This is a genomic window from Pedobacter lithocola, from assembly GCF_042650845.1.
GTDB lineage: Bacteria > Bacteroidota > Bacteroidia > Sphingobacteriales > Sphingobacteriaceae > Pedobacter > Pedobacter lithocola.
Window position 1 is genome coordinate 112,341 of sequence record NZ_JBHSBW010000013.1, and the last position, 23,948, is coordinate 136,288.

Below are 23,948 nucleotides of genomic sequence, written 5' to 3' on the forward strand. Positions count from 1 at the left end.
TTATAACCATATTAAAGGGTTGCGAATGGGTAAATTCCTAATGACTTCTTCTACTTGAGGTGCATGGTCTAGTTTTTCCCAGGTAGAATACCATTCATGCTGATTGAACTGAACTGCTCCAAAAACTAAAAAGGGCTGTGCAACAGGCCAGTTTTCCCAATACATTACATCGGCTTTTAAAGGCCATTTATTTTTATCTGAAATATAAGGATAAAGATAATCCAAACCTTTGCGGATTGATTTTCCATCTGCAGTTTCAAATTTCCATAAATTATCTTTAGGCGTAGATAAAATCTGGCAAAGCATCACCATCGCATCAAGGTTAAAGATGGAATATCCATAGGGTTTCGTTCTGACTGTTTCCAATGGAAAACTTCCATCTGTACCCATTTGATTGGGCAATAAGATTGTTTTATAGCTAATGCGCAAAGAATCCAGCATAGCCTCATCCTTACATAATTTAGCGAAGGATGCCACTTGCATCGCCCAACATGTGGCATGATTATTTTTAACTGTTTTTTCCTGTATGCCTGGTTTTGAAGTGTTCAGCCACAGCGTGTAACTGGCAAACCATTTTTTAATTCCACTGGAGATAGACTTATCAAATGCCTTTGCATGCTCCATCACCAAGGCTCCTTGCGCAACTTCCATTAAATGAATGGTATCAATAATACCATAATTACGTCCGGTAAATTTGCCTTTTACCGCTTGAGCGAAAAGTAGGTTCGGATTCATTAAGGTTTCAGAATTGATAAACCAGGCGTGAAAATGTTTTAGGGCATGTTTAACATAACTTTCATTGCCTGTTATTTTATAGGCCGACGCCAATGCACCGATGATTTTACTGAAACGAATCATAGCCTTCCTATGCGCAACAAAATTATCCGGGTTTGTTAATCCATCTCTGTTGATGTAAGGTCCATCCGGATTTTTCGGATCGGGCCAGAAGTAATCTGCTTCTGAAAAAAAATCACGTTTGCCGCCAGCACTTCTAGGCGAAGATGATGCCGTAATGGTAATTGGCTCTTGCTCCAACGCCCACTTTGCCTGGTTTAAAATTTGCTTTGTAAGTAAAACGCTAGCTTTCTTTTTGAAATCTGCAGGTACATTTTCCAAATCTATAACGGTATTAGAAAATGAACTTAATGCTAGATAAAAAAAAGTTGAGATTAAAATTATTGATATCTTTTTCATGATCTACAAGGTTATGAAAACAGTTGGGATGCCATCAGATTTCACAGAAGCTACATTTTTGCCTTTATTTAATTTTACTTTGATAATTGCTCTGCCATTGTAAGCCTGCACTTTCCTCGAACCAGACGATGTTCCTAAATCATCAATTAATTTCCCATCACCCGTTAATCCAAAATTCATCCAGTTTATTGCATCCAGGCACTGTATGCCAGCTTCATCAAAAAGTTTAACCTCCAAAGTTGCAACATCTGCTTCCTCATTTATTTTAGTCAAGGTCATTTTAGTGGGTTTAGTCCATTTCTCTGTTTGATAGTTAAATCTTATTTCATCGGTTACTATAACCTTACCCGTTTTAGCTATTACTTTAACAGTATTTTCTCCTTTAAGAAACGGAAGGTTCCAACGTAAACCCGCAGCAGGAAAATCCTGGCTGTTTCTTTTCTTTATCCCAAAGCTTTTTCCGTTAAGAAATATTTCTGCTTCCGTACAGTTAGCATAAACTTTTACCATTTTTTCCTCTCCTGCATCACCCCAGCGTACTGGCCAGCTATGCCCATAAATATGAACCATTGGCTTTTCTGTCCAATACGATTGAAAAACATAATAAGCCTCTTTTTTAATGAAATCTCTTTCTACAACCCCCTTCTGGTTCATGTAAGGCACCGGATTATCAGGACGAACAGGGGTAGAAAAATCTTTAAATGGCCAGTATGCCGAACCACTTAGCCAAGGCATGTTTTCCTGTTCTTTAAGGTGCCAATCAATCAAATTGGTAATGTAGGATTCACTCCAATCGCCATCTTTGGATATTCTTGCGGCACCCCCAAATAATGAAGCATCACCTGCCCGCTCATCAGCGCTTTCACCGGTTTTAATTTTACTTAGGGCTTTATCAGGATTTTCTGAATGGCGCATGGCATGGCTATCGCCTCCCCATTCTACGTGCAAAAAGCGTTTAACCTTTGAAAATTCATCTTCAGAAACCTTCTTGTAATCGGTATAGGCACCACGATACCAACCCGCCCAGATGGATGGAGAATATACATCAACGATATCGGCACAAAAATCGCATCTCCGGATTGCAGTATACCTGGATGAATCTAATTTATGAGAGCGTACATTAAGTTCTTTCATAAAAGTTCTGATTTTTTCTTTATCAAATTCAGCAAAGTCTCCCGGCCAGTCGTTTTCATTTCCCAAACCCCAGATAATAATGGAAGGATGGTTATAATGTTGCTCAATCATGTTTGTAAGCATGTTTCTGGCTTGTTGTTTATAAGTTTCGCCACCTAAACCACCCCGACACCAGGGGATTTCTTCCCAAACCAAAATGCCCAAACTATCGCAAAGGTTTAACACAATTCTCGATTGCTGATAATGCCCCAAACGGATGAAATTCACGCCCATATCCTTCATCATCTGCATCTCCGTGCGAATCATTTCCTCGCTCATTGCTGCTGCAAAACCTGCATGGTCTTCGTGCCGATGGGTGCCACGCAAGAGCAAACGATTTCCATTTAGATTGAAAGGACCTTTCTCTACAAAATTGATGTTTCTAAAACCTATTTTATCTTCACTCTTATAACTGCCTGTGGATGAAACGAGATCATATTGCAGGCGATACTGCAAGGGTTTATCGGTCGACCATAATTGCGGTTTATTGATTTGCAAGCTCCATAACTCCGTATCGCCATTTAAATTACTAAGCTTTTTTTCTTGCTGAGCAACAACCTTTCCTTTTGGGTCGATTAACTTAAGATGAATAGTAGCATTTTTTAGTCCTGTAGGATTGTAAAATCTTCCGCTCACATTTAATTTACCAAATTTTCCCTGCGCATCCACTTCCGCTTTAGCAAACATTTTATCTACTGATAATGGTGGTACATAAATCAAATTTAAATAGCGGTAAATCCCTCCATAAACATTAAAATCAGATAAATTCGAGGGAATCATTTCCAAATCCCTTGAATTATCCGTACGGATTGAAACGGGAACTTGCCCTTTAAACTGCTTTTGGTAAACTTCCTCTTTTTGAAATGCGGCAACCGCATCCGTTATGTCAACCGTCCATTCATCGTAACCACCTACATGAGTTGCAACTTTTGTAGTATATACATAAACTTCTGTTTTTTGACCAGCACCTTCGAAATGCAATATGGTTCTACCATTTTGATAAGGATTTTCGATTTTGAGCTTGGTGCGGTACCAGGCGGGTCCCTGATAATAATTCACATCAGGATCTACCGCATCTGTAGCATTAACGCAATGTGGTAAATCTACATTTTCCCATAATGGAACGGATTCCGGATTACCCAATCCTACAGGACGCACAGCTTCCCAGATACCTCCTAAATCTTGTTTAAGGAATTCCCAGTTTTGAGTTAGGCGAACTGATTTTTGGGCAATTGCTGATGTACATGAAAACAAAACAATCAGTATGATAAAATGCCGGGCTATCTTCTCCATAAATGCTAAATAAAATCGTATCTATTCTATTTTGTAACTAATCGATTAATAAACTTTTCTTAATTGAATTGCATTTAAAACGGCTTTTCCTTCAATTGCCAAAAAATCAATTACAATGCCTTTTCCACCCTGAACAGTAACCCTTGTTTTCTTTTTAATGGCGGTGGCATAGCCAAACTCCTGCGCTAAGTTTACTTTCTGCATAAATGGGACGGTATTGATTGAAACACTGAAAACTCTTTTTTCTTCCACTTCTTTTTTATGGTTATTATCCAAATTATAAGCTAAAGCTTCTTTCAGTTCTCCGCCAACTAATTCTGCAAAATGTAGCGATAAATCGTATTCCCCATCCGGAACATCGAATTTAAATTGCTTAATTCCAACTTGTTGGGTTTGGTAAACTGGGTCGTTTTCGGTTCCCAATATATTTTTATCACTTCCGTAACTAATTCTATTATTGGTACCTTTAAAAGGCTCTCCACCGATATATCCCCAAGAACCTCCCCTGTAAGGCTGATTTGGCATCCAGAATTCATGTTCCTGGTTATCAATATAAAATCGTTTAGCACCTAAAAGGATATTTATATCCTTAAAAGCTATTCTATCGTTAAAATGGAATGGCTGCAATTGAAAATTGATATCGGCCTGGTCATTCTGATTACCAGAAACAACCTTTATTTGGTTTCTGCCATCTGCAAAAGGAACTTTCCACTCTATAAGGTGGTCAACCGCTTCTTTTATACCGAAGCTTTTACCTTCTAAAAATAATTCAGCAGATTTTAAATTGGTTGCCACCTGGATATTTTGTGTACTCACCATTTTCCCCGAATCAGCTAATGCGCTACGGTCTTTCCATTGGGCCGATGTAATTTTTAAGAAGGGTTTATCCGATAAATATGCCTGGTATAAAAAGTAGGTGTCTTTAGGCTGACGACCAATAGTGAGTAAGCCCTTATTATTGATGTGCGGCATGGTTTCTTCGCGGGTCTCCGAATTAAAATCAGCCAGATTCCAGGCCATACCGTCGGCTACAAATGGCCGGCTTAACATGGCGTTTAAATAAACCTGATGAAATTTCATTGAATATTCAACGCTTTTATCAAAGCGAACTGGCTGATTTGTTCTAATCCGGGGATCAGCATCTGCGCCGTATTCGGTAACCATAAAAGGCGTATTTGGAAGTTCTTTATGGTGTTTGTCTAAAAATTTAGTAAAATCTTCAGGTGCGCCGGAGTACCAGCCTGAATATAAATTCCAGCCAACAATCATTGGAATTTTAGTTAAACCAACTTTATTATAAATATCCCATGCACCATGATTTACCAGTAAGGTATAACGAGATGGGTCTAATTTCCGTGTCAAACTATCCAGCTTTTGGGCAAGCTCCCTCACATGGTTGAAATAGATTTGCTGTCGAGGCTTGTCATCTGCAAACTTTGGTCGCAGAAGAATTTCGTTCATATAAGCCCAAATGATTACACTTGGGTGGTTAAAATTCTGGCTTATCATTTCTGTTTGCATGTTCATGCAATTTTTGGTGAACGCTTCTGATTCGGTTATGGTGTTAACCACCGGAATCTCTACCGATGCCAAAATGCCTAGTCGGTCGCAAGCCTCTAAAATCAGCGGATCCTGCGGGTAATGTGCCACCCTCAAAAAGTTTCCGCCCATGGTCTTTAACAACTCCACATCCTTTATCTGAAGTGCATCAGGCGTAGCATTTCCTAAATTTTCATAATCCTGGTGGCGACTGGCGCCCATTAACTTTAGTGATTTCCCGTTGAGGAAGAAACCTTCGTTAGCATCAAATTTAAACCAGCGAAATCCCAATGGATTGGAAACCTGATCTATTACTACACTTGTTTTAACATCAACAATCTTGGTTACAACCCGATACAAGTAAGGATTTTTTGGGGACCAAAGAGAAGGATTTTTAATAGACTTTATATCCTGAACAATAGATTTTTTTTCTCCCTTTGCCAGTGTTACCGTCGATGATACGGAAGTTATCTGTTCGCCGCTATCATTAAAAATGCTGCTGATTACCTGCACCTTTTTGCCTGATGAACCGTTGTTTTCTACAAAACTGTTAATATTGACGCTCGCTGATTCACCAGAAACTGACGGTGTGGTTATGAAAATCCCTGAGCTTCCATGTTCTTTTTGAGAAAAATGAATGGGACTGGTAATAAGCAAACTTACATTTCGATAGATTCCTCCAAAGAAAGTAAAATCGGCAGTCAGTGGAGGAATATCTTCGTTAAAGCGGTTATTCACCCTTACTTCTATTACATCCTCTTTATAATTCAAAAATGCGGAAATCGGAACGATAAATTTAGTGTAACTTCCAATGTGTCTCCCGGCAGATTTATCATTGATGAATACTTCAGATTCTTGCGCAACGCCATTAAAAACCAGAAAAACAGCTCTGTCTTTTACCGAATGGTCTAGTTTTAACTTTCTCTTATAAATACCAATACCACGGTAATATCCAGGAACATCGTCAAGAACATCTTTATCGTTCCAAGTATGCGGCAGGGTAACTTTTTTTATTTGAGCATCGGGTTTTTGAAATTCCCACTGATCATTTAAACTTACAGTAGCCCTTCCGGTGCGCTGTGCAGCACAATTATATCCAGAAACAATGACTATCCATACCCACAATAGAGATTTGTGCTTCAACATATTTTAATTCGTATCCTTTAATTTATTTATTTAATCTTTTTCAAACTTAACATTGCCAGGCTGGGTCGCTTGCTGCCCAAAACCCCAAGTTTGACTTTTCCTATTAAATTATACCGGCACTTTAAATATTTGATTTCATCGAGGTCTGGAAAAAGCAGTCCTTGCTTAAGGGACTGCCCAATCTAACCAAAACCATGTACAACTTAGCATGGTTTTATCGTATATTAAGGTAATTTATCCAATGCAGCAACATTCTGATCGTAGCCTGCATAGCCCTTATTCTGATTGATTCTCCCTTCTGTGTTAAACCTTTGCGCACTTGCCGGAACAGGCCATAATACGTGATAAGGTGCAATTTTGTAGTTTACACCTTGTAATGTTGGCACCTGGTTTTTATAAAAATCATTTTTTTCTATAATCCTGTCGTACATAAAATTATTATCAGAAAAAGTAGCCATGCTATAACTCTTACCATTATAGGCAGGCTTACCTGTTTGTGCAAAAATGTATGCGATGCGGGTAAGTTCTGTTTTACGAGGCTCTTCCCAATACAATTCACGGGCACGTTCATCTAAAATAGTTCCTATTGTTATTTGTGAGGCATTGGTTAACAGCGTTGCATTGGCCCGGCTTCTCACTACGTTCAAGTCTGCCATAGCCAATCCAAGTTCACCCTTCCAATAGTAAGCTTCTGCCCTAAGTAGATAGGTTTCTGCCAAACGGAATACGTACCAATCGGTATTTGTTCCGCGTGGTGGTGTCCAGTATGGGTCATTTGCTAAAGCGTTGGTCGAATTGATGAAAACTTTATAATGTGGCCAACCAAACCAATGACGAATGGTATCAAGTGCACCATTTGTAAAACGTTGTTTGATGTTTGCATCCGAATACATTTGCAAAGGCTGACCATATAAGGCTCTATCCGCAGCATTTGTTGAGGTTTTCAATGCAGGGTTATTGTACACTAAATCTGTCATATCCATCCACATGCCTTTTGCATGTCGGTAATCGGTATTATCCGTCCAGATGTATTTTGTGCTGTAAGGCGTTCCCCGGTAGCGGCCAATTCCTCTACCATACATTCTGGTCAGTGGAATTTCTGCAGTAACCAAATCAACAATTGCAGTTGCTCCTGTTGGAGTTTTTACGTTTGCAAAATGCCATGCAGGAACAGTGTTTCTCATCAGTTGAGAACCCAGGGCTGTAAAACCGGCAAAAGCTTCTCTATCAATCACTAAAAACAATGCTTCTCTATTTGTAGTAAGCGATTTATTATCCATTCGGTGCAAATCCCAAATCACATTTTTTGTTAAATCAGAAGCGGTGCTTCCAAAGCGGGTGGTCATCATACCGTATTTTCCACCTGAAATTACATTAGAAGCTGAAGCAATTGCATCATCAAACTTACCAAGTGCCAGGTTTACTTTAGTGAGCAAATGGCTAACAGCACCTTTGGTTACATCGCCCTTATTCCCTCCATCGGTAACCCAGGTTTGTGCAAATTCAAGATCTGTTTTCATTTTACCCAGGATCACTTCTCTTTTCGTTGAATAAAAATTTGCTTTTGGAAATTCCAAATCGTTTAAAAGCAATGGTACATCACCAAACTGATGAACAAGCCTGTAATAATAATATGCCCGGTAGAAATATGCTGAACCTAGAATCAGATTTTTTTCAGCTTCAGACGCATATGTGGGTTTATCAATGTTTGAAATGATGGTATTGGCTTGCCGTACTGCGACAAATTCATTATCCCAGTACCAGCCGATTTTGTTGAAGTCATCACTATTAAGATTCGCATCCGGAGTAATCCTGGAGATTAAATCCTGAGCAGGCGTATTTTTATCAGTTGTTCCATCGACAGCAACATCTGAAAAAATAGATTCCGTTAGTAGTGGGGCAGAATCGCCAAAAAACTCTCTTCGCGTGGCCAACCCAAGACCATTAAGTGCCGCTTTCATAGCAGTAAGGTTGTTTAAATTTTCCGGTGCATAAGCGGAGAGTTGTTCTGAATCCAGATATGCTTTTTTACATCCTGCAAAGCCAAGCAAGGCAGCAAAAGCAAATAGGATGGATATATTTTGATTTATTTTTTTCATTTTAATTTAAGTTATAAATTAACATTAAGACCTAAAGTGTAGTATCTCGGCGTAGGGCCATTATTTTGCGGATCCCAAAATGTCCATGTTGGTGCATAGTAGCCTGCATTATTTACATTGGCATAAATTTTAGCGCTTTTTACACGAAGCTTGGTAAGCAAATTTGATGGTACCGAATACGATACGGCTACGGTGTTTAAGCGTATGAAAGAATTATCCCAATACACATTGTAGCTTGTACCGCTCGAACCAGAATTTAGTCTGGCGTAATCGTTTATTGGGTTTGCAGGCGTCCAATATGGCAAAACATACGATGATGAGCGGGCAAAGCCTACGCTACCAGGTTGGTTTTTTGCCGAATTATATTGTTTAAGCTGCCCCCAGTTGGCAAGCAATTGAAATGAAAAATCAAAATTTTTGAAAATATTGAATTCATTTCGCATCGCGAAGAAATAGCGTGGTGTACGGTAACCTAAAAACTTTTTATCATTATCAGAATAGGCATAATCTCCATCAACATCTTCCAGTTTAAAATCGCCGGGTTTAATGGCTGCCTTTGTAAATTTTGCCGCTTCGGCCAATTCACTTTGCTGCCACACACCCTGAATGTTATAATCCCATATGATGTCGATATCTTTACCTATAAACCATCCATTACCAGGATCGTCTGTTGGCAAGGCAAGGGCAACAATTTTATTTCTGTTGAAGGAAAAATTGAAATTGGTATTCCATTTAACAGGACCATCAACAAGATTTTTACTATTCAGGTTTAGCTCTCCTCCACGATTATTGATACGGGCAAGGTTTGAATAAACATTAGAATAGCCACTCACATTCGGCAGTGTCTGTCTAACCAATAAATCACTTGTTTTCTTGTTATAGGCATCAATGGAGCCGCTAATGCGATCGTTAAAAATTGAAAAATCTAAACCGGCATTCATCGCTGTGGTTTCTTCCCACTTTAAGTCTGAATTGGCCATTTTCGCTCCAATCTGAACCGTGTTCACATCTGAGGCAGCACCGCTACCGTTTACGGTTTGGTATTTACCACTCGTTAGTTGAGCAAGTGCAGCGTAAGGGTCAACAGTTCCATTATCAGGGTTACGTAAATCACGGTTACCATTAATACCATATGACAAACGAAGTTTACCGTAGCCTAACCATTTCTGATTTTTCATAAAGGCTTCATCTGTAAATACCCATGCTAATGCCGCTGCCGGGAATGTAGCCCGTTTGAAGTTGACTCCAAAAACAGAATAACCATCTCTACGAACCGAAAGAGTTAATATGTAGCGGCTCAACAAACTATAATTTATTCTTGCCATCAATGCATCTCCTGTGTATACTTTATCTTCACTATTTGTTACGGGTTTGATTCCGCTAGAAAGGTTATGATAACTTAGTACATCACTTGGAACGAAGCCTTCATTTGAAGCTTGTGTCCACCAGGTTTGGTATTTTTCAGCATTTGCCAATAGCGTTACATCCACGTTATGAATGTTGGCGAAGGTTTTGTTCCATTTAAGTAAATTATCCACTTGCCAGTTGTAGCGTGTTTCGTTGGCACGTGTTGCAGATCCTCCTGGAGTTACTACATCCGGATTTCTGGAAGATCGATAATCGAACGTTCTGTAGAAATCCAGACCTGGACTAAAATTCAATTGATAGGTAATTCCGAAAGGTAATTTTACACGGCCATAAACGCTTGCAAAAATTGTATTCTGCTTATTCATGCGTTCGTTGTATGTCATACTCAAAAAAGGGTTTCTGGCATTTAAACCGCTATCATCTGTTGGAATACGCCTCAATTGTCCGTTTGGAAGGTATTTATCTCCGTAAGGTGACAAGTTTAATATCTGCGTCCAGTCTGCTTCGGTTGATCCATCCCCTGTTCTGGCCTCATCTCTATCGGCAAATTGGACATTCATACCCAAGGTTAACCATTTCGCTGCTTCGCCTTCAAGATTTATCCTTCCCCTGATTGCTGTATAATCGCCACCTTCTATAACATTTTGGTTTTTCTGGTAGTTTAAAGACATATAGTAGGTAACTTCCTGCTTCTTACCGCTTAAAGAAAGGGTATAATCCTGACGGAAACCGGTTCTAAAGATATCATCATACCAGTTAACTGTTTTTCCGGCCAGATAATTTGCCTTCTCATTTGCAACCAGGCCAAGTCTGTTAAGCCATAAATCAACAGGATCACCGGTTTGCCCATTCAACCACTGAGTGATGTTAACGCCTTCAGGAAGATTTCTAGGATCGGTGTACAAATAATCTGGGGTTGTGGCGCCGCTACGCAACACATCACCTCTCCATGCCAAAAATGCTTCGTCCTGGTAAGGTCGCATGTTTTTAGCAACCTGGGCAAGACCAACATTGGTATTAAAAGTAATGGTTGGAGATTCACCTCTACCCTTTTTGGTCGTTATTGCAATAACTCCTGTTGCAGCTTTAGCACCGTAAACCGCAAGAGAACTTGCGTCTTTTAAAACGTCTATTCCATCAATATCATTTGGATTAATATCAGCAAGCTGCCCATTGTAAATTACACCATCCAAAACAATAAGTGGTGAGGTTCCTGCACTTAAAGTCGACTTCCCCCTTACCAATAAGTCTCCGCCACCCTTGGCACTTGAACTCAATCCAACAGACAGGCCCGGAATATTACCTTTCAATACATCGGCTATACTTTGTGGATTTTCATTTTCAAGCTGGGTTGCTTTAACGCTGGAAATGGCGCCGGTAGCGTCGCGTTTTGTTGTGGTACCATAGCCTATCACGACAACATCAGTTAAGCTTCTGGATTCTTCAGCCAATGTAACAGAAATGCTTGTTCTCTGACCAACTGAAATCTCTTGCGTGGTAAATCCTACAGCAGAAAAAACAAGCGTTGCATTAGGTGGAACAGCTATTAAAAAACTTCCGTCAGCTCCTGTAGATACTGCAATTTGAGCATTTTTCACTTTCACCGAAATGCCTGGCATGCCTGCCCCGGATTTGTCTTTTACAGTTCCTTTTATAGATATGCTCTGTCCAAAACATAGCGTAAATACAAAGCAAACCAATGCAATTAGTAGGGTAATGGTTTTTCTCATCTTATATTTGGTTTAGAATAATTGGATAATACAAACCTATTCTAAATATTCCATTTTCCAAACAAAAATAAATCATAACTATCTATAAAATAGATAGTTATATAACTTTATAATACGGTATGGCAACAATGGTATCTCCTGAAAAAAGCACTCTACCCGTTCCATTTCAACTATGCTTAATTTTGATTAATACGGCTGAGCAACATTTATTATTTGGTATTTTTTTTCAGCCTATCAGTTCTATGCCGTTTTTGGAGCGCTTATGTTATATCCATAATGCAGAAAAACAACCATAGCTGGTTGAGTTGATTTGCTCAACTATCAACTAGAATTTAGAAATAGTACGAGAAAGAGGGCAAAATGCAAGAGAAAAATGTACAATCGAATATTGTATTTCTATGTGAATGAAAACGTTAATAGCAATAAGGCTAACAAAAACTTAGCTTATATTCAATAAACCGGAGATGCTGCACTTTAATATCAACCATAAACCTCGGTATAAAAAGGATTTTCTTGAATTCTAATAATCAACTAATCTATATTATAAATGAGAAATTATGGCACTTGAAATGTCAATCATGATAATTACACAATTGCTGGATCCAAAAGCAGCTTTCCCCAATCCCCATCTGAATTTTTTTTAAGCAAAGCTTTTTTGTCAAGCAAAAGCTTTTGCATTTTCGAATTATAGGTCCAGCAAGTGCTTTGACGAATGTTTAGAATTTCGGATAATTTATAGGAAGAGATGGTACCCTTAGAGGTATAAATTAGGATAAACATATATAGTGCCTTATTTATGGGAATCTTTGAATTTTGCAGGATGGTGTTGGCAATTGCCGATTCATCATAACCACACTTGGTACATCTTCTGCTGAATGCGGTTTGACCTGCAGAGTGTTGCGTATTCTGACACCTTCTGCAGGCATATCCACGACTCCATTTCAGTTCGGAAAGGTATCTAAAACAACTATCCTTATCTGGATATATCCTGCTGAATTCTTCAAAATCCAAACCCTTTTGCATAACTCTTGCACGGGTAACTTTCTCTATATTAATATGAAGTTCAGAAATATCGTTTTTCAGCAGGCTGTTCATCACAGAGATCTCTGCATTTTGTTTTTCGATGGTTAAAGTCTTCTGCTGAATTTCCTGTGTACGTTCATCGACAAGCACCTGCAATTGCTCATTTAGGTTTTGGTGTAAGTCATCATTTATTCTAAGCTGTTCAATAATCCTTTTTTGCACTCTGCTTTTTTTCTTTCGAAGTGTACGTATCGCATTACCTATTGCGAAGGAAACCAATATCATTTCAATAACAAAGCAGATACTTAGACTATAATAGGTAAGGGTACCATAAGGAATCCACTTTAAAAGCAACAAGATTTTGAGCACAAAACCTGCAACCAGAAATCCATAACCAATTACTAAAAAGCTGGCGGGCTTATAGCCAGATGAGAGTACGGAAATTCCGGCGCTGAATGCAACCAGCAGCGGAATAAATTCGATGATTTTAAAATTAAATAATGGGGTATAAATCAGACAGGCGATAAAGAAAATACTTCTTATAACAATAGTAAGTATCACCAACTTATAGAAAAACGGTGATTTTGACTTCAGATATAAAAAATTACTGGTAAACAATAATCCGAAAATGCTGCTTAAAAAAAGGGAAATGCCAAATCCATACACATTAATTGGAGGATTTGTTGGCCACAGATATTGAAAAGCTATACCATCATTACACATTTCATACATACCGATACTTAAGTTATACAGCACATAAAACAAATACTGTTTTCCCTTTACAGCAAAGTACATTAGAAGGTTATATAGGCAAAATACCGCTATCATCCCATAAAAAAGCCCAAACAACAGATATTCTCCCAGCGCGTAGCTGACAAACCACCTTAGATCCCGCAAAACAATAATCGTGCTTACTGAATGCGGTGATTTGATCCGGAGATAATATGTGAGGGTTTGATCAGTGTGGTTATTTAAATCATATATAAAGTTTTTGTGGTCGTATCCTCTTTTCGAGAAATTATAATTGGTTCCATAAAAATTTGCCTTGTATTTGCCAGATCCATCAGGTGCAAATAATGTCAGCTCGCTTATTGACTGATCAAAAAACTCCAGTATCCATTGTTTTGAGCTCTCCTGATTATGCTTGATTTTAAATCGATACCAATAGGCTGAACCTGGATTATCATTTTTAGGAATTCTAAGGGTATTTGAACGGAATTTATGCTGAAACTTTTCGCTTATTATTTGGCCAAAATTCAGGGTAGCTTTAGGATCTTCCAAAACATCTATCTGACCGAACGATAGCATTTGATGCGGGGAATCATTCTCAATTTGCACAGCTTGCTGCGCATGGGAGATTTGCACGTAACAAACTATCATCAACAAAATTAGTGTACATTTAATTCCAGCAAATTTTACACGATAAGAGTGAAAGGATGAAATAGGGTACATTAAATTTGGTTAAGATAACTCTAAAAGTATTAAAACATTACTTCAAGTCCAAACTTTACTGTATTGAATTATTGCCCTTCAGTGGATTGTAACTATTAGGATAGCCGTAGAATTGAAAGGTAGATTGGTAAAAATGTTTTATTTATAACATTTTTTTAGCAAATAACTACCTAAAAAGCATCAAACCACAATTTTGTTGTAAGTAAATCAGCGCCTTGATTAGAAACCGCATCTCTATAACTTTGTGCATTTAAAGATTGTTCAGTGCCTGGATATATAAATCGGACCGGAATCTGACCATTTAATACTGTGTTTACAGAAACCGTTAACTTAGGATAATCCAATCTTCGTTGTTCTGTCCATGCTTCTAAACCCTGACCAAAAAGGCTAATCCATTTTTGCTCACCAATTGATTTTTTATAATTTGTTGCATCATACTGAACCGCTGACTGGGAAAGATAATTAGTTACCAGCGCATCTGAAATGCCGTATTGTTTTAAAGAAGCCGTTATCGCTTGCCTATACAAAAGCGAGGCATCTTCAGTAGTCAATCCCCGGGCAGCCGCCTCTGCCCTATTAAACAATAGTTCGGCATAACTGTAAATCACAGCCGGCGATTGTGGAGCAAGAAAGTAAACGCCAGGTTTGGATGTTTTTGCAAAACCCAGGTTGCTGGCTTCCGAATTGGTTAATCCGTTAGGTACACCTACATATTCTTCTGGTGTGGTGGTTTGGGTTTTACTTGCAAAAATTGGCAAGCGTGGATCATTGAGCGTAAACAATTTGTCTACAATCGTTTTGCTAATCCGGTAATCATCACGGGTATCAAACTGTGCGCTTACCGGATTTTGTTGAGGTGATATCTGATATATCAGTTGCGCTATATCTGTATTATCGCTGAAATAGGCATCACCATCAGCTTTGATTTCATCTAAAACCTGTTTAGCTTTTGCTGGCTCCTTATCAGCAATCCTTAAGGCAATCCTTAATCGTAAGGCATTAGCAAATTTTTTCCATCTGTTAATATTCCCATTGTAGATGATATCGCCTGCAATACTCTTCCCTGCAGGATCCAGCGCAATTTTCGCAGCCTTTAAATCGTCCAGCAGACCAAAATATACATCTCTTTGTTTATCGTATTTCGGGGTAATAAATTCATTTAGTTTGCCGGCCTGGGTATATGGAATATCTCCATAAGCGTCTGTAAGCAGCAGGAATGACCAAGATCGCAAAGTTAGCGCAACTCCTCTGTAATTAGAATTTGAAGTGCTGTTACCAATCTCTATAATTTTATTAAACCCGTTAATACTTTGTGAATACAAGGTAGACCAAAGTGAGGTAAAACTACTGTTGGAGTAAATAAATCTATCTTCTTCGGTGTATTGAATTTTAGCCCATTGTTGGGCAAATAACAAACTGGAGTTCATGTTGTTGGTAGTACCCCAGTAGGCATCTGTCGTATTCTTTATTGCAGCTGTTAGCAAATAATCGGGCTGAGCATTTTCAGTTGCGTTCGGGTTGATGTTTACCTCATCAAGCTCTTTACTGCAAGAACCAGACAAAACGGCAAATAAAATCAGTATATAAATAAAATTATTTTTCATGTGTGATTAAAATTTAATGTTCAGGTTAATGCCAAAAGTTCGGGTTGTAGGATTTGAAAGGCTTTCCAGTCCTTGTCCGTTGCCTGTATTAAAAGCCACTTCAGGATCTATATCTTCTACGTTGCGGTGTAGTATGGCTAGGTTTCTTCCGACCAATGCAACAGAAACGCCTTGAAGTTTTAATTGACGAACCCAAGTGGAAGGCAAATTATAGCTCAGCTTTACCTCGCGTAATTTTACGTAAGAGGCATCAAAAATATTAGCCTCATCAATGGTGCGAAAAGATTTGTAATAGGTTTGTGCTGAGAGTATTTTATCATTTCGTTTTCCATCTGCTGTAACACCATCAAATATTATCCCATCATCATAAACTGTTAAACCTTGCGGGGCGGCAGTTCCAGTAGGAAGCCTTACCGCACCATTGGCTTTTAAATTTCCTGGATAATAATAAGATATGCCACCAAATTCTGCTGCTCTTCCTGGTAAGGTTGACGCCAAAACGCCTGTATATGTTCCTGTTGAATAGGTGCCATTGTAAATGGAGCCACCGAAGCTCGCATCAATTAAAACACCCAGGCTTACCCCTTTGTAGCTAAATGTGTTTGATATCCCTCCAATCCAATCAGGCGTATATTTGCCCAACACCCGTTTGGTAGGGTCAGTTTGGGGAGCACCAGTGGCATTAACCACAATATTGCCACTGTTATCCCTTAAAAATGCATTTCCGAAAAGGGTTCCGTAAGGTTGCCCAACTGCTGCGATAACCTGCGCAGAATTGGTAGCCACTACATAGTTTTGCAGTAAACCTGCTTTATCCAACTCTATAACTTTACTTCTATTAGCCGCATAGTTTACATCAATATCCCAGGTAAATTGCTTCTTAATTGGCGTTAAACCCAATTGAATTTCTATCCCTTTATTGTTAATTTTACCAGCATTAAGCAATTTAGAACGGAAACCCGTGCTTTGGCTTACATCAACACTTAAAATCTGATCGTAACTATTGGTATTGTAAACACTCAGATCAAACCGAAGGCGTTTATTGAACAAAACCCCTTCTGCTCCCAATTCGGAGGAAGTTGTTGTTTCGGGCTTTAAATCAGCATTTAAATCTGTTGTAGATGCAGTAAGTTGAGGATTGCTGCCAAATGGTGCGCTAAAGGAATAAGTATTGATTAACCGATAAGGGTCGGCATCTTTACCAACTTTAGACCAACCACCGCGGATTTTTGCATAATCTAAAACTTCACTTTTGATATCAAAAGCTTCAGTAAGCACAATACTACCGTTAAACGAAGGGTAAAAATATGATCTATTCTGTGCTGGCAACGTTGAAGACCAGTCGTTACGGGCCGTAACATTTACAAACAGATAGTTTTTATATCCTATTTGAGCAGACGCATATCCGCTGTAAGATTTTAATTTACTGTAACTATTGGATGATGTAAGTGGATCTCTTGAATTGTTCAATGTGTACAACTTCGCCACGGCCAACCTTGGGGCACTCTGGTCATTTTGCTCTATATACCTCGAACGAATATTGCTTCCTAATAACGCTTCCAGACTAAAATCACCGTTTAATTGTTTGGTGTAACTTAGCGTTGCATCGGTATTATTTTCGTTTACGGTAAATGCACTTTCGGTATAGGATCCGAATGGGGTGCCGTTAGTTCCATATGCAACTTTTATTTTACGGCGGTCGTTATAATAATCTGTTCCCGAACGAAAATTGAAGTTCAGTCCATCAATAATTTTATAATTTAAGCCGATGCTTCCAATAAGCCTGTTCCTATTTTGCGAAACGGTATTTTCATAAGCTACCCAATACGGATTACTGTAATAACTATTGTTCCAATTAAAAGTGTTGCCATTTTCATCAAGATAATTTTTGAGCTGATTGATGTCAACTTGTCTACCGAACCAGGTGAATTGTAGCATCGTACTAGTTGACCTCGATCCGCCTGTACCGGGCAGATTATCCGAACCAAGCTTGCTATAATTTGCATTTGCCGTAAGCGTTAATTTAGGAGTAACCCTTAAAGTTGTGTTTAAGGCAAATGAATTTTTGTCCTGCCCAGAATTTGGTACCACACCAACCTGTTTTAAGTTATTATAAGATAGCCTGTAATCAAACTTTTCACCTGCGTTTTCTATCGCAACGCCATTAGAAAGGGAGTAACCTGTTTGGAAAAAATCGCGAACATTATCTGGATTAGCTACAAAAGGTACAGCAACGCCTTTAGAAAAAAACTGCGGAATCAGCCGTCCATCCATCCTTGGACCCCAGCTTTCATCTACGCCATCGTTTATACCTGCGCCCTTTCCATCCACATAACTAAACTTTCCTTCAGAGCCTTGACCGAAAACATCCTGATATTTCGGAAGCGTTAATAATCCTTCTATTACCGCATTGGAGTTGAAAGATACGCCGAGGCCTTTTTGGCTTTTACCAGATTTGGTTTTGATAATAATTACCCCGGCGGCTGCCCTGGAACCATACAAAGCCGCAGCATTTGGTCCTTTAAGAACACTTATCGATTCAATATCGTTAGCATTGATATCAGAAATTGTATTTGCATAATCTCTTGCACCTGCAGAATTAAGTTGGGAGTTATCTACCGGAATACCATCGACAACAAAAAGCGGTTGGTTATTACCAGAAATTGAGGTTTCGCCACGGATAACCACCCTTGATGAACCCATATCACCCTGACTATTGGTAACTCGAACACCAGCAACTTTACCAGCAAGCGCATTTACCAGATTGGTTTCTCTGGCTTCAGTTAAATTCTCTCCTTTTAATTCCTGAACGGCGTAACCTAGAGATTTCTTTTGTCGCGAAATGCCAAGCGCTGTAACCACAACTTCGTTTAAGGCATTATTTTGTTCGGTTAAAACAACCTCTACAATTTTATTGCTTTCCGATACCTCAACCTCTTTAGATGAGAATCCGATATAGGAGAAGATCAAAATGCCTTTACCCGCAACAGTGATGTTAAAACTACCTGCATTATTAGTGGTTACAGCTTGTTTTGTACCCTCTAATAATACAGAAACACCCGGTAGGGTTTCTCCTGTTGAACTTTTCACCGTACCCGTAATGGAAACGCTTTGAGCATCAACAATTGCGGGGAGCAAAAGCAAAATTAAAATAATGAGTCGCTTAAAAATTTTGTACATAGAAATAAAAAATAATTAGTTAAAAAATTTGTAAAAATTTGGGCAAAACAATCCCACAACGCATTTTTTGGCGCATTTTACATTTAAAATTGAAGACTAGTTTTTAAAAATTCATAGCATCAATTGATGCTTGTGATGGATTTATCCATATTAAATGAATTTATTAATGGATGTCTGATTTACAGCAATAGATAGAATTTGGCTCGTTAGATTTTTTCATATTATTTATTTTTAAAAGTTAAATATTCTATAAAATTGGATTGTACTAAACAAAAAAAGCACACCTGTAAATCAGGAGTGCTCTCATATATTATTTTAATAATTTCGCATTCAACTGACTTAACTACCCGAAATAATTTGGGATGGAATTAGCACCATATCTTTTACAGACTGGTTGCTAAGGTTTCGCAGGGCCATTCCCTCCACCTTTCTTGATAAGTATTTCAAAACAACTGGCGCAAAGATAATATTTAAATTCAATAGTCTATTAATTCTATAGATTTTATTGAATTTATTTTTTTAAGGATGAAATGATAACTACCTTTGACATTCCCAAGAATACACCCATGAAAATTATTTCTATATCCTTACTAATTTTTGCATCACTTTTTAAACTTCAAGCCATTGCGCAAGAAGCCAACTCAAAATCTAATGGTCCAAACTCCACAATAAATGCTACAAGCAAATTTTCTGCTATTGGAAATTGGCGAAGCGTATTTTTAATTAAACCTGGTACGGAAGTTCCCTTCAATTTTGAGGTAAAACAAAAAGACGATAAACCATTTCTATCATTTATTAATGCGGAAGAACATTTTGATGGTGGCTGGGTGATTCAAAAAGATGATTCACTTTTGATTAAGCTTGACCAATTTGATAATGAACTTGCTTTTAAAATTCAAAATGATTCACTAGTTGGAGTCCTTAGAAAACAAGATAAAACTGGCAAACCAATATCTCTAACAGCAAATAGAAAAGATAATTACAGGTTTAAAGAAAGTGGCAAAACTCCTGCTGCAGATTTCTCTGGAAAATATGACATCACCTTTAAATCCAAAGATGGAAAGGATGAAAAAGCGGTTGGACTATTTAAGCAAACAGGCAATAAATTAACCGGAACATTTTTACGTATAACTGGCGACTCCAGGTATTTGGAAGGTACTGTAGATGGTCGAAATTTTTACCTATCGAGCTTTATTGGTTCTTATCCCTCCTATTATAAAGGTTCATTTGCAGATGATGGATCCCTATCTGGAGCAATAATAAGTGCCAGAGGAGATACAAATTTTGACGGCAATAAAAATAAAAATGCTGCACTACCTGATGCAACAAAACTTACCTTTTTAAAAGATGGATACCAGACATTATCGTTTTCACTTCCAGATGTTAATGGAAAAAAGATTTCGTTAACTGATGAGAAATACAAAAACAAAGTGGTGATATTAACCATTAGTGGTACCTGGTGCCCAAACTGTGTTGATGAGGCTTCTTTTATTGCACCCTGGTATGAAAAAAATCGCGACCGTGGCATTGAAGTGATTGGCATACATTATGAAAGGCAGCTTGATTCGGCCTATGTTAGAAAGGCACTTACAAGATTTCGGGAAAAGTTCAATATCAAGTATGACCAGGTTATTGCTGGTACACCAGACAAAACACAGGTTGCCGAATCGCTTCCAGGACTCCAGAATTTTATCTCCTTCCCTACCATGATAATTATTAATAAAAAAGGAGAGGTAGCACAAATCCATACCGGTTATAGCGGACCAGCAACCGGAAAATATTACACGGACTTTGTTGAATCATTTAATGAAGAAATTGACAAACTGATTCAAAATAACTCTAAATAATTCAAGCAGTAAGCAAGTCAGATAAAACCTCTTTGTGTGCAAAACCATATAATTTATAGGATTAATGATGAATTGCAATACAAAATGCTTTTGGAATATGGTAGATGTTCTTTGAAAAAATAATTAATATTAATAGATAGCGATGAGAGCAATAAAAAGTGCATTAAAGAAATAAGAAACAGAAATTATTGTGTGATGTTGCTGATTGATGTATTGGTAATCTCTGCCAAATTCTTGAGTACAGATCAAAAGGGTGAGTATTAATGGTACGCAAATGATAAGAAGGTAGTTGTTAATCAGATAGGATATCATCTCAAAAAATATTCGTAACCGCCCTGGCTTATGATCTGCAATGCTGTAAAGTTGAAACTCATTTGACTTAGATTTATTTTCGGAGACTACCATCCAAATCGCATTTGCCTTCTGAAGTTTTTCTAAATCAATAAAGCAATTTGATAGCGCTAGCGTTTTATAGGAGCGGGTAAAAACTTCGTGTTTATTTGTAGATACCGTAAGTTTAAAACTAAATTTACCATAGGTACCACTGCCTTTTTTATTGATTTGAACTCCAGTTTTTTTGAAAGAAATGATTTTTAAATCAGCAAGTTTGATGGTCATTAAAACTGAGAAAAAAATCCAGGTTACTGCTGTAAGTATTGGAAATCTATAAGTTAATAACGGGCTCATATATATGTTTCTTTTTATTTCCATAGATTTTATAGGCTTAGAATCTCGATGGTTAATCTTACGATTACAAATAAATAAAATTCTTTAGGAATAAAAATTGCAAATGTTGTGAACTTCAATACAATAAATAAACATACAAATAGAATGGCAAAAATTATGATTGTTCTCGTGGAAGAACGGTAGGCGAATAAGTCCCAACGAAGTTTTCCGATTTTTGGCTTATGACTGGCTATTCCAAAAGCAATCATATCATTATTGTTATTGATACTCGTCGAAAGTTTTTCAACTGTGTAGAAGTAAACATTATCTCCTACGTTTGGTATAAATTGCATCCACCACCTCACATTTGGTTTAAAAAAAGAAGTTGTTTGGATAATATTATTGTCTGAACATTTAACTTTCATACTGAGTTCACAATTATGATACCCTGTATTTTTTTTCACAAACATGACCCTGCCATATATCAATTGAGCACTGGAATTTTTGTTATCAGTGAAGAATAAGTAAAAATCTATTATTACCCAAAGAAACATACCTAGAATAATTATTATCTTGAATATCATCATATATAAGTTTCAATAAGATTGATTATTAGGGCATTATATTATTTCAACTTTTGAGTTATATTTCTTTAGGTATTCAATTTTGCTCATATACTAACCTTAATTCCACCTATGATGAAGTACGGACTGAAAAATTATTTAACTGCTAAATTTTTGCTATTGGATTTGTCCTAATGCTTGCGCCACTATTGAAATATATTCTTTAATCTTAACTTTTTTCAAATTCTCTGTTTTTTCTGCTCCACCCATACCAATTAAGGGCGTGTATCCATAACATTCCTCTTTTGAAAGTTCGCCCAGTTTTTCTCGAGCTTTTAAATAGTTTTTATAAGGTGTTTTTTTATCTAAGAAGCCACTATCGGTCATTTTTAGATCAAAAAAAACATTAGCTTTTGTTCCTACAACCTCTTGTTTAGTAAAATTTATATCAACATAAATTATACTGTCATCTTCCCACAGGTACAAAGAACCAAAAGCATCTCTGGCGAAACAAACTGAAGGCGATGTTAAAGGCAAATAAATTTCATTTACTAAAGTAGCATACTCAACCGGATTAACAACCCATAAAAAACCATTCATATAGCTTCCTTCCCCTTGCTCAAGCAACTCATATAGTTCTGGAGTTAACGTACTTTTAACTTGTGCCAAATCATTAGAAGGGATTTCTTGCTTATTTTCTAAATTTCCGTAAGTCTCTATAAATTTTGTAAACATAAATATTTATACCTGTATGAATGGGGTTAACCAACTTGGGGTAGACGCTTCATCTCGGGGAAATTCCTGATTGTCTATTACATATTCTTCTTTATCTGGTTCCATTTCAAAGTTGGGTTTGTTGTCGTAGTCATAGTTGATTTCGAAATCTCCGTCTTCATTAATAACCATTTCAACGTTATACCATGCTCCTTTATTCGGAGCTAATTTGTACATGGCTTCCCTTAGTTTTATGAAAAGATAATCTACTGTTTTTTCTTCCGGCGCATTCTCATAATTGGGATCAAATGATTTTTCCTTAACATCATTTATATAATAGGTTGCCGTTAGCTCCACATAAGTAGATAAGATGGATGTTTGAACGATAACTTTATTCCAATTATCAACGGGTACGTTATCAAATACGGTTTGCGCAATTTCTTCTACTAGATTATTAATTGTTTCCATAGCTGTTTTTATCAATATTCACCATCTAAGAAAGTAGATTTATTCCATCCATCTAACCAATAATCGGCAACGATAGAAAAACGTTCATCGTTAGTCTTCTGTTTAAGCTGTTGTAAGCCATTTGCAACATCTTTTAACAACCAACCTTTACTATTAAGTGTAAGCCAAGCCTCTTTTAATTTGTTATTACTTAAGTAAGTATCAAATAAATTCTTCTTGTTTTCATTTTCTTTTAACCAAGGAGATAAATCTTCTATTTTACTCAGTTGTTCAGTTGGGGCTATTTCTAACTGAGATGCATTTTGCAGATATATACTTCTATTCAATATGTAAATTGATGAAGGAAAATCACCATTATATCCTTCAAGTTCTTTAACATATTTAAACGGTCTATTGTCTTTAAAATACACCAAATGCTTAAATTCTTGTGGTTCATCTCCAAAGTCTAATGTGAACTGATCAATTTCCTCATATTTTTCGAGTCCTACCTTTTTGCAAAAGTCAATAATCTCTTCAGTTAAGCCATCCTTAGTAATTATCATTCTTAATACAATAAGAGTAATAAACTGTTCAGCATTTCTTGCTATTTCAGATATGTAGCCATGTTCTAGAAAATATTCTACAAAAGTTAATTTTCGATCGCAAAAAAAATGATTGATGATGCCTTTGTAGGAAGCCCCATGACCTAGGAAAAGAGGAATCAAACAGGGAGGGTGTGGATACCAGTAGTCAGTTACAGGATTAAGATCATCGATATAGTTAGGTAATAAAATTTCTTTTTTCATCAATTTTATTATCCTGTTATCTAAGTTTAGTTTTTCAGCAATTTTATATATATCAGCCATTGTCGATAAAATTAATTATATCAGGCATGTAGCAGGTATTTTCA

14 protein-coding genes and 1 riboswitch are annotated in these 23,948 nt (G+C 37.3%); of the genes, 1 reads left to right on the forward strand and 13 read right to left on the reverse strand.

Annotated features, from left to right (window positions below):
- From ACFOWA_RS14445 to ACFOWA_RS14480, 8 genes are all read right to left on the reverse strand, one after another.
- Window positions 1-1,194 carry an alginate lyase family protein gene (locus ACFOWA_RS14445; RefSeq protein WP_378986327.1) on the reverse strand — a complete coding sequence of 398 codons (1,194 nt, stop codon included), beginning with the start codon at window positions 1,192-1,194 and terminating at the stop codon, window positions 1-3.
- 3 nt (window positions 1,195-1,197) lie between these two features.
- Complete coding sequence (locus tag ACFOWA_RS14450) at window positions 1,198-3,660, reverse strand: glycoside hydrolase family 2 TIM barrel-domain containing protein (RefSeq protein WP_378986329.1); 2,463 nt, start codon at window positions 3,658-3,660, stop codon at window positions 1,198-1,200.
- Between the two features lie 45 nt (window positions 3,661-3,705).
- Entirely contained in the window at window positions 3,706-6,345 is a 2,640-nt protein-coding gene (locus ACFOWA_RS14455) for a glycoside hydrolase family 2 TIM barrel-domain containing protein (protein ID WP_378986331.1), read from the reverse strand.
- Between the two features lie 224 nt (window positions 6,346-6,569).
- Complete coding sequence (locus ACFOWA_RS14460) at window positions 6,570-8,444, reverse strand: RagB/SusD family nutrient uptake outer membrane protein (RefSeq protein ID WP_378986333.1); 1,875 nt, start codon at window positions 8,442-8,444, stop codon at window positions 6,570-6,572.
- Window positions 8,445-8,455: 11 nt separating this feature from the next.
- Window positions 8,456-11,542, reverse strand: a complete 3,087-nt coding sequence (locus tag ACFOWA_RS14465) for a SusC/RagA family TonB-linked outer membrane protein (RefSeq protein ID WP_378986335.1) — start codon at window positions 11,540-11,542, stop codon at window positions 8,456-8,458.
- A 585-nt stretch (window positions 11,543-12,127) separates the two neighbouring features.
- Window positions 12,128-13,945: a 7TM diverse intracellular signaling domain-containing protein gene (locus tag ACFOWA_RS14470; RefSeq protein WP_378986337.1), complete on the reverse strand. Its 1,818-nt coding sequence runs from the start codon at window positions 13,943-13,945 to the stop codon at window positions 12,128-12,130.
- 242 nt (window positions 13,946-14,187) lie between these two features.
- Window positions 14,188-15,621 (reverse strand): SusD/RagB family nutrient-binding outer membrane lipoprotein, encoded by a 1,434-nt coding sequence (locus ACFOWA_RS14475; RefSeq protein ID WP_378986339.1) that lies wholly within the window; start codon window positions 15,619-15,621, stop codon window positions 14,188-14,190.
- Between the two features lie 6 nt (window positions 15,622-15,627).
- The gene (locus tag ACFOWA_RS14480) at window positions 15,628-18,801 is read right to left on the reverse strand and encodes a SusC/RagA family TonB-linked outer membrane protein (protein ID WP_378986341.1); all 3,174 of its coding nucleotides are present in this window, start codon (window positions 18,799-18,801) and stop codon (window positions 15,628-15,630) included.
- Between the two features lie 336 nt (window positions 18,802-19,137).
- A riboswitch (SAM riboswitch) is annotated at window positions 19,138-19,242 on the reverse strand.
- A 125-nt stretch (window positions 19,243-19,367) separates the two neighbouring features.
- On the opposite strand from ACFOWA_RS14480, the gene ACFOWA_RS14485 reads away from it, so the two are divergent.
- On the forward strand, window positions 19,368-20,648 hold the full coding sequence (locus ACFOWA_RS14485) for a peroxiredoxin family protein (RefSeq protein WP_378986343.1): 1,281 nt from the start codon (window positions 19,368-19,370) through the stop codon (window positions 20,646-20,648).
- Between the two features lie 129 nt (window positions 20,649-20,777).
- On the opposite strand, the gene ACFOWA_RS14490 is transcribed toward ACFOWA_RS14485, so the two are convergent.
- From ACFOWA_RS14490 to ACFOWA_RS14510, 5 genes are all read right to left on the reverse strand, one after another.
- Window positions 20,778-21,335, reverse strand: a complete 558-nt coding sequence (locus ACFOWA_RS14490) for a hypothetical protein (RefSeq protein WP_378986345.1) — start codon at window positions 21,333-21,335, stop codon at window positions 20,778-20,780.
- Between the two features lie 29 nt (window positions 21,336-21,364).
- Window positions 21,365-21,739 carry a hypothetical protein gene (locus ACFOWA_RS14495; RefSeq protein WP_378986347.1) on the reverse strand — a complete coding sequence of 125 codons (375 nt, stop codon included), beginning with the start codon at window positions 21,737-21,739 and terminating at the stop codon, window positions 21,365-21,367.
- Between the two features lie 315 nt (window positions 21,740-22,054).
- Window positions 22,055-22,612, reverse strand: coding sequence for a T6SS immunity protein Tdi1 domain-containing protein (locus ACFOWA_RS14500; protein WP_378986349.1), 558 nt, complete (start codon window positions 22,610-22,612; stop codon window positions 22,055-22,057).
- Window positions 22,613-22,618: 6 nt separating this feature from the next.
- Window positions 22,619-23,059, reverse strand: coding sequence for an immunity protein YezG family protein (locus ACFOWA_RS14505; RefSeq protein ID WP_378986351.1), 441 nt, complete (start codon window positions 23,057-23,059; stop codon window positions 22,619-22,621).
- Between the two features lie 11 nt (window positions 23,060-23,070).
- A complete protein-coding gene (locus ACFOWA_RS14510) occupies window positions 23,071-23,904 on the reverse strand; it encodes a hypothetical protein (protein WP_378986353.1) in 834 nt (277 codons plus the stop codon).
- Window positions 23,905-23,948: the final 44 nt, after the last annotated feature.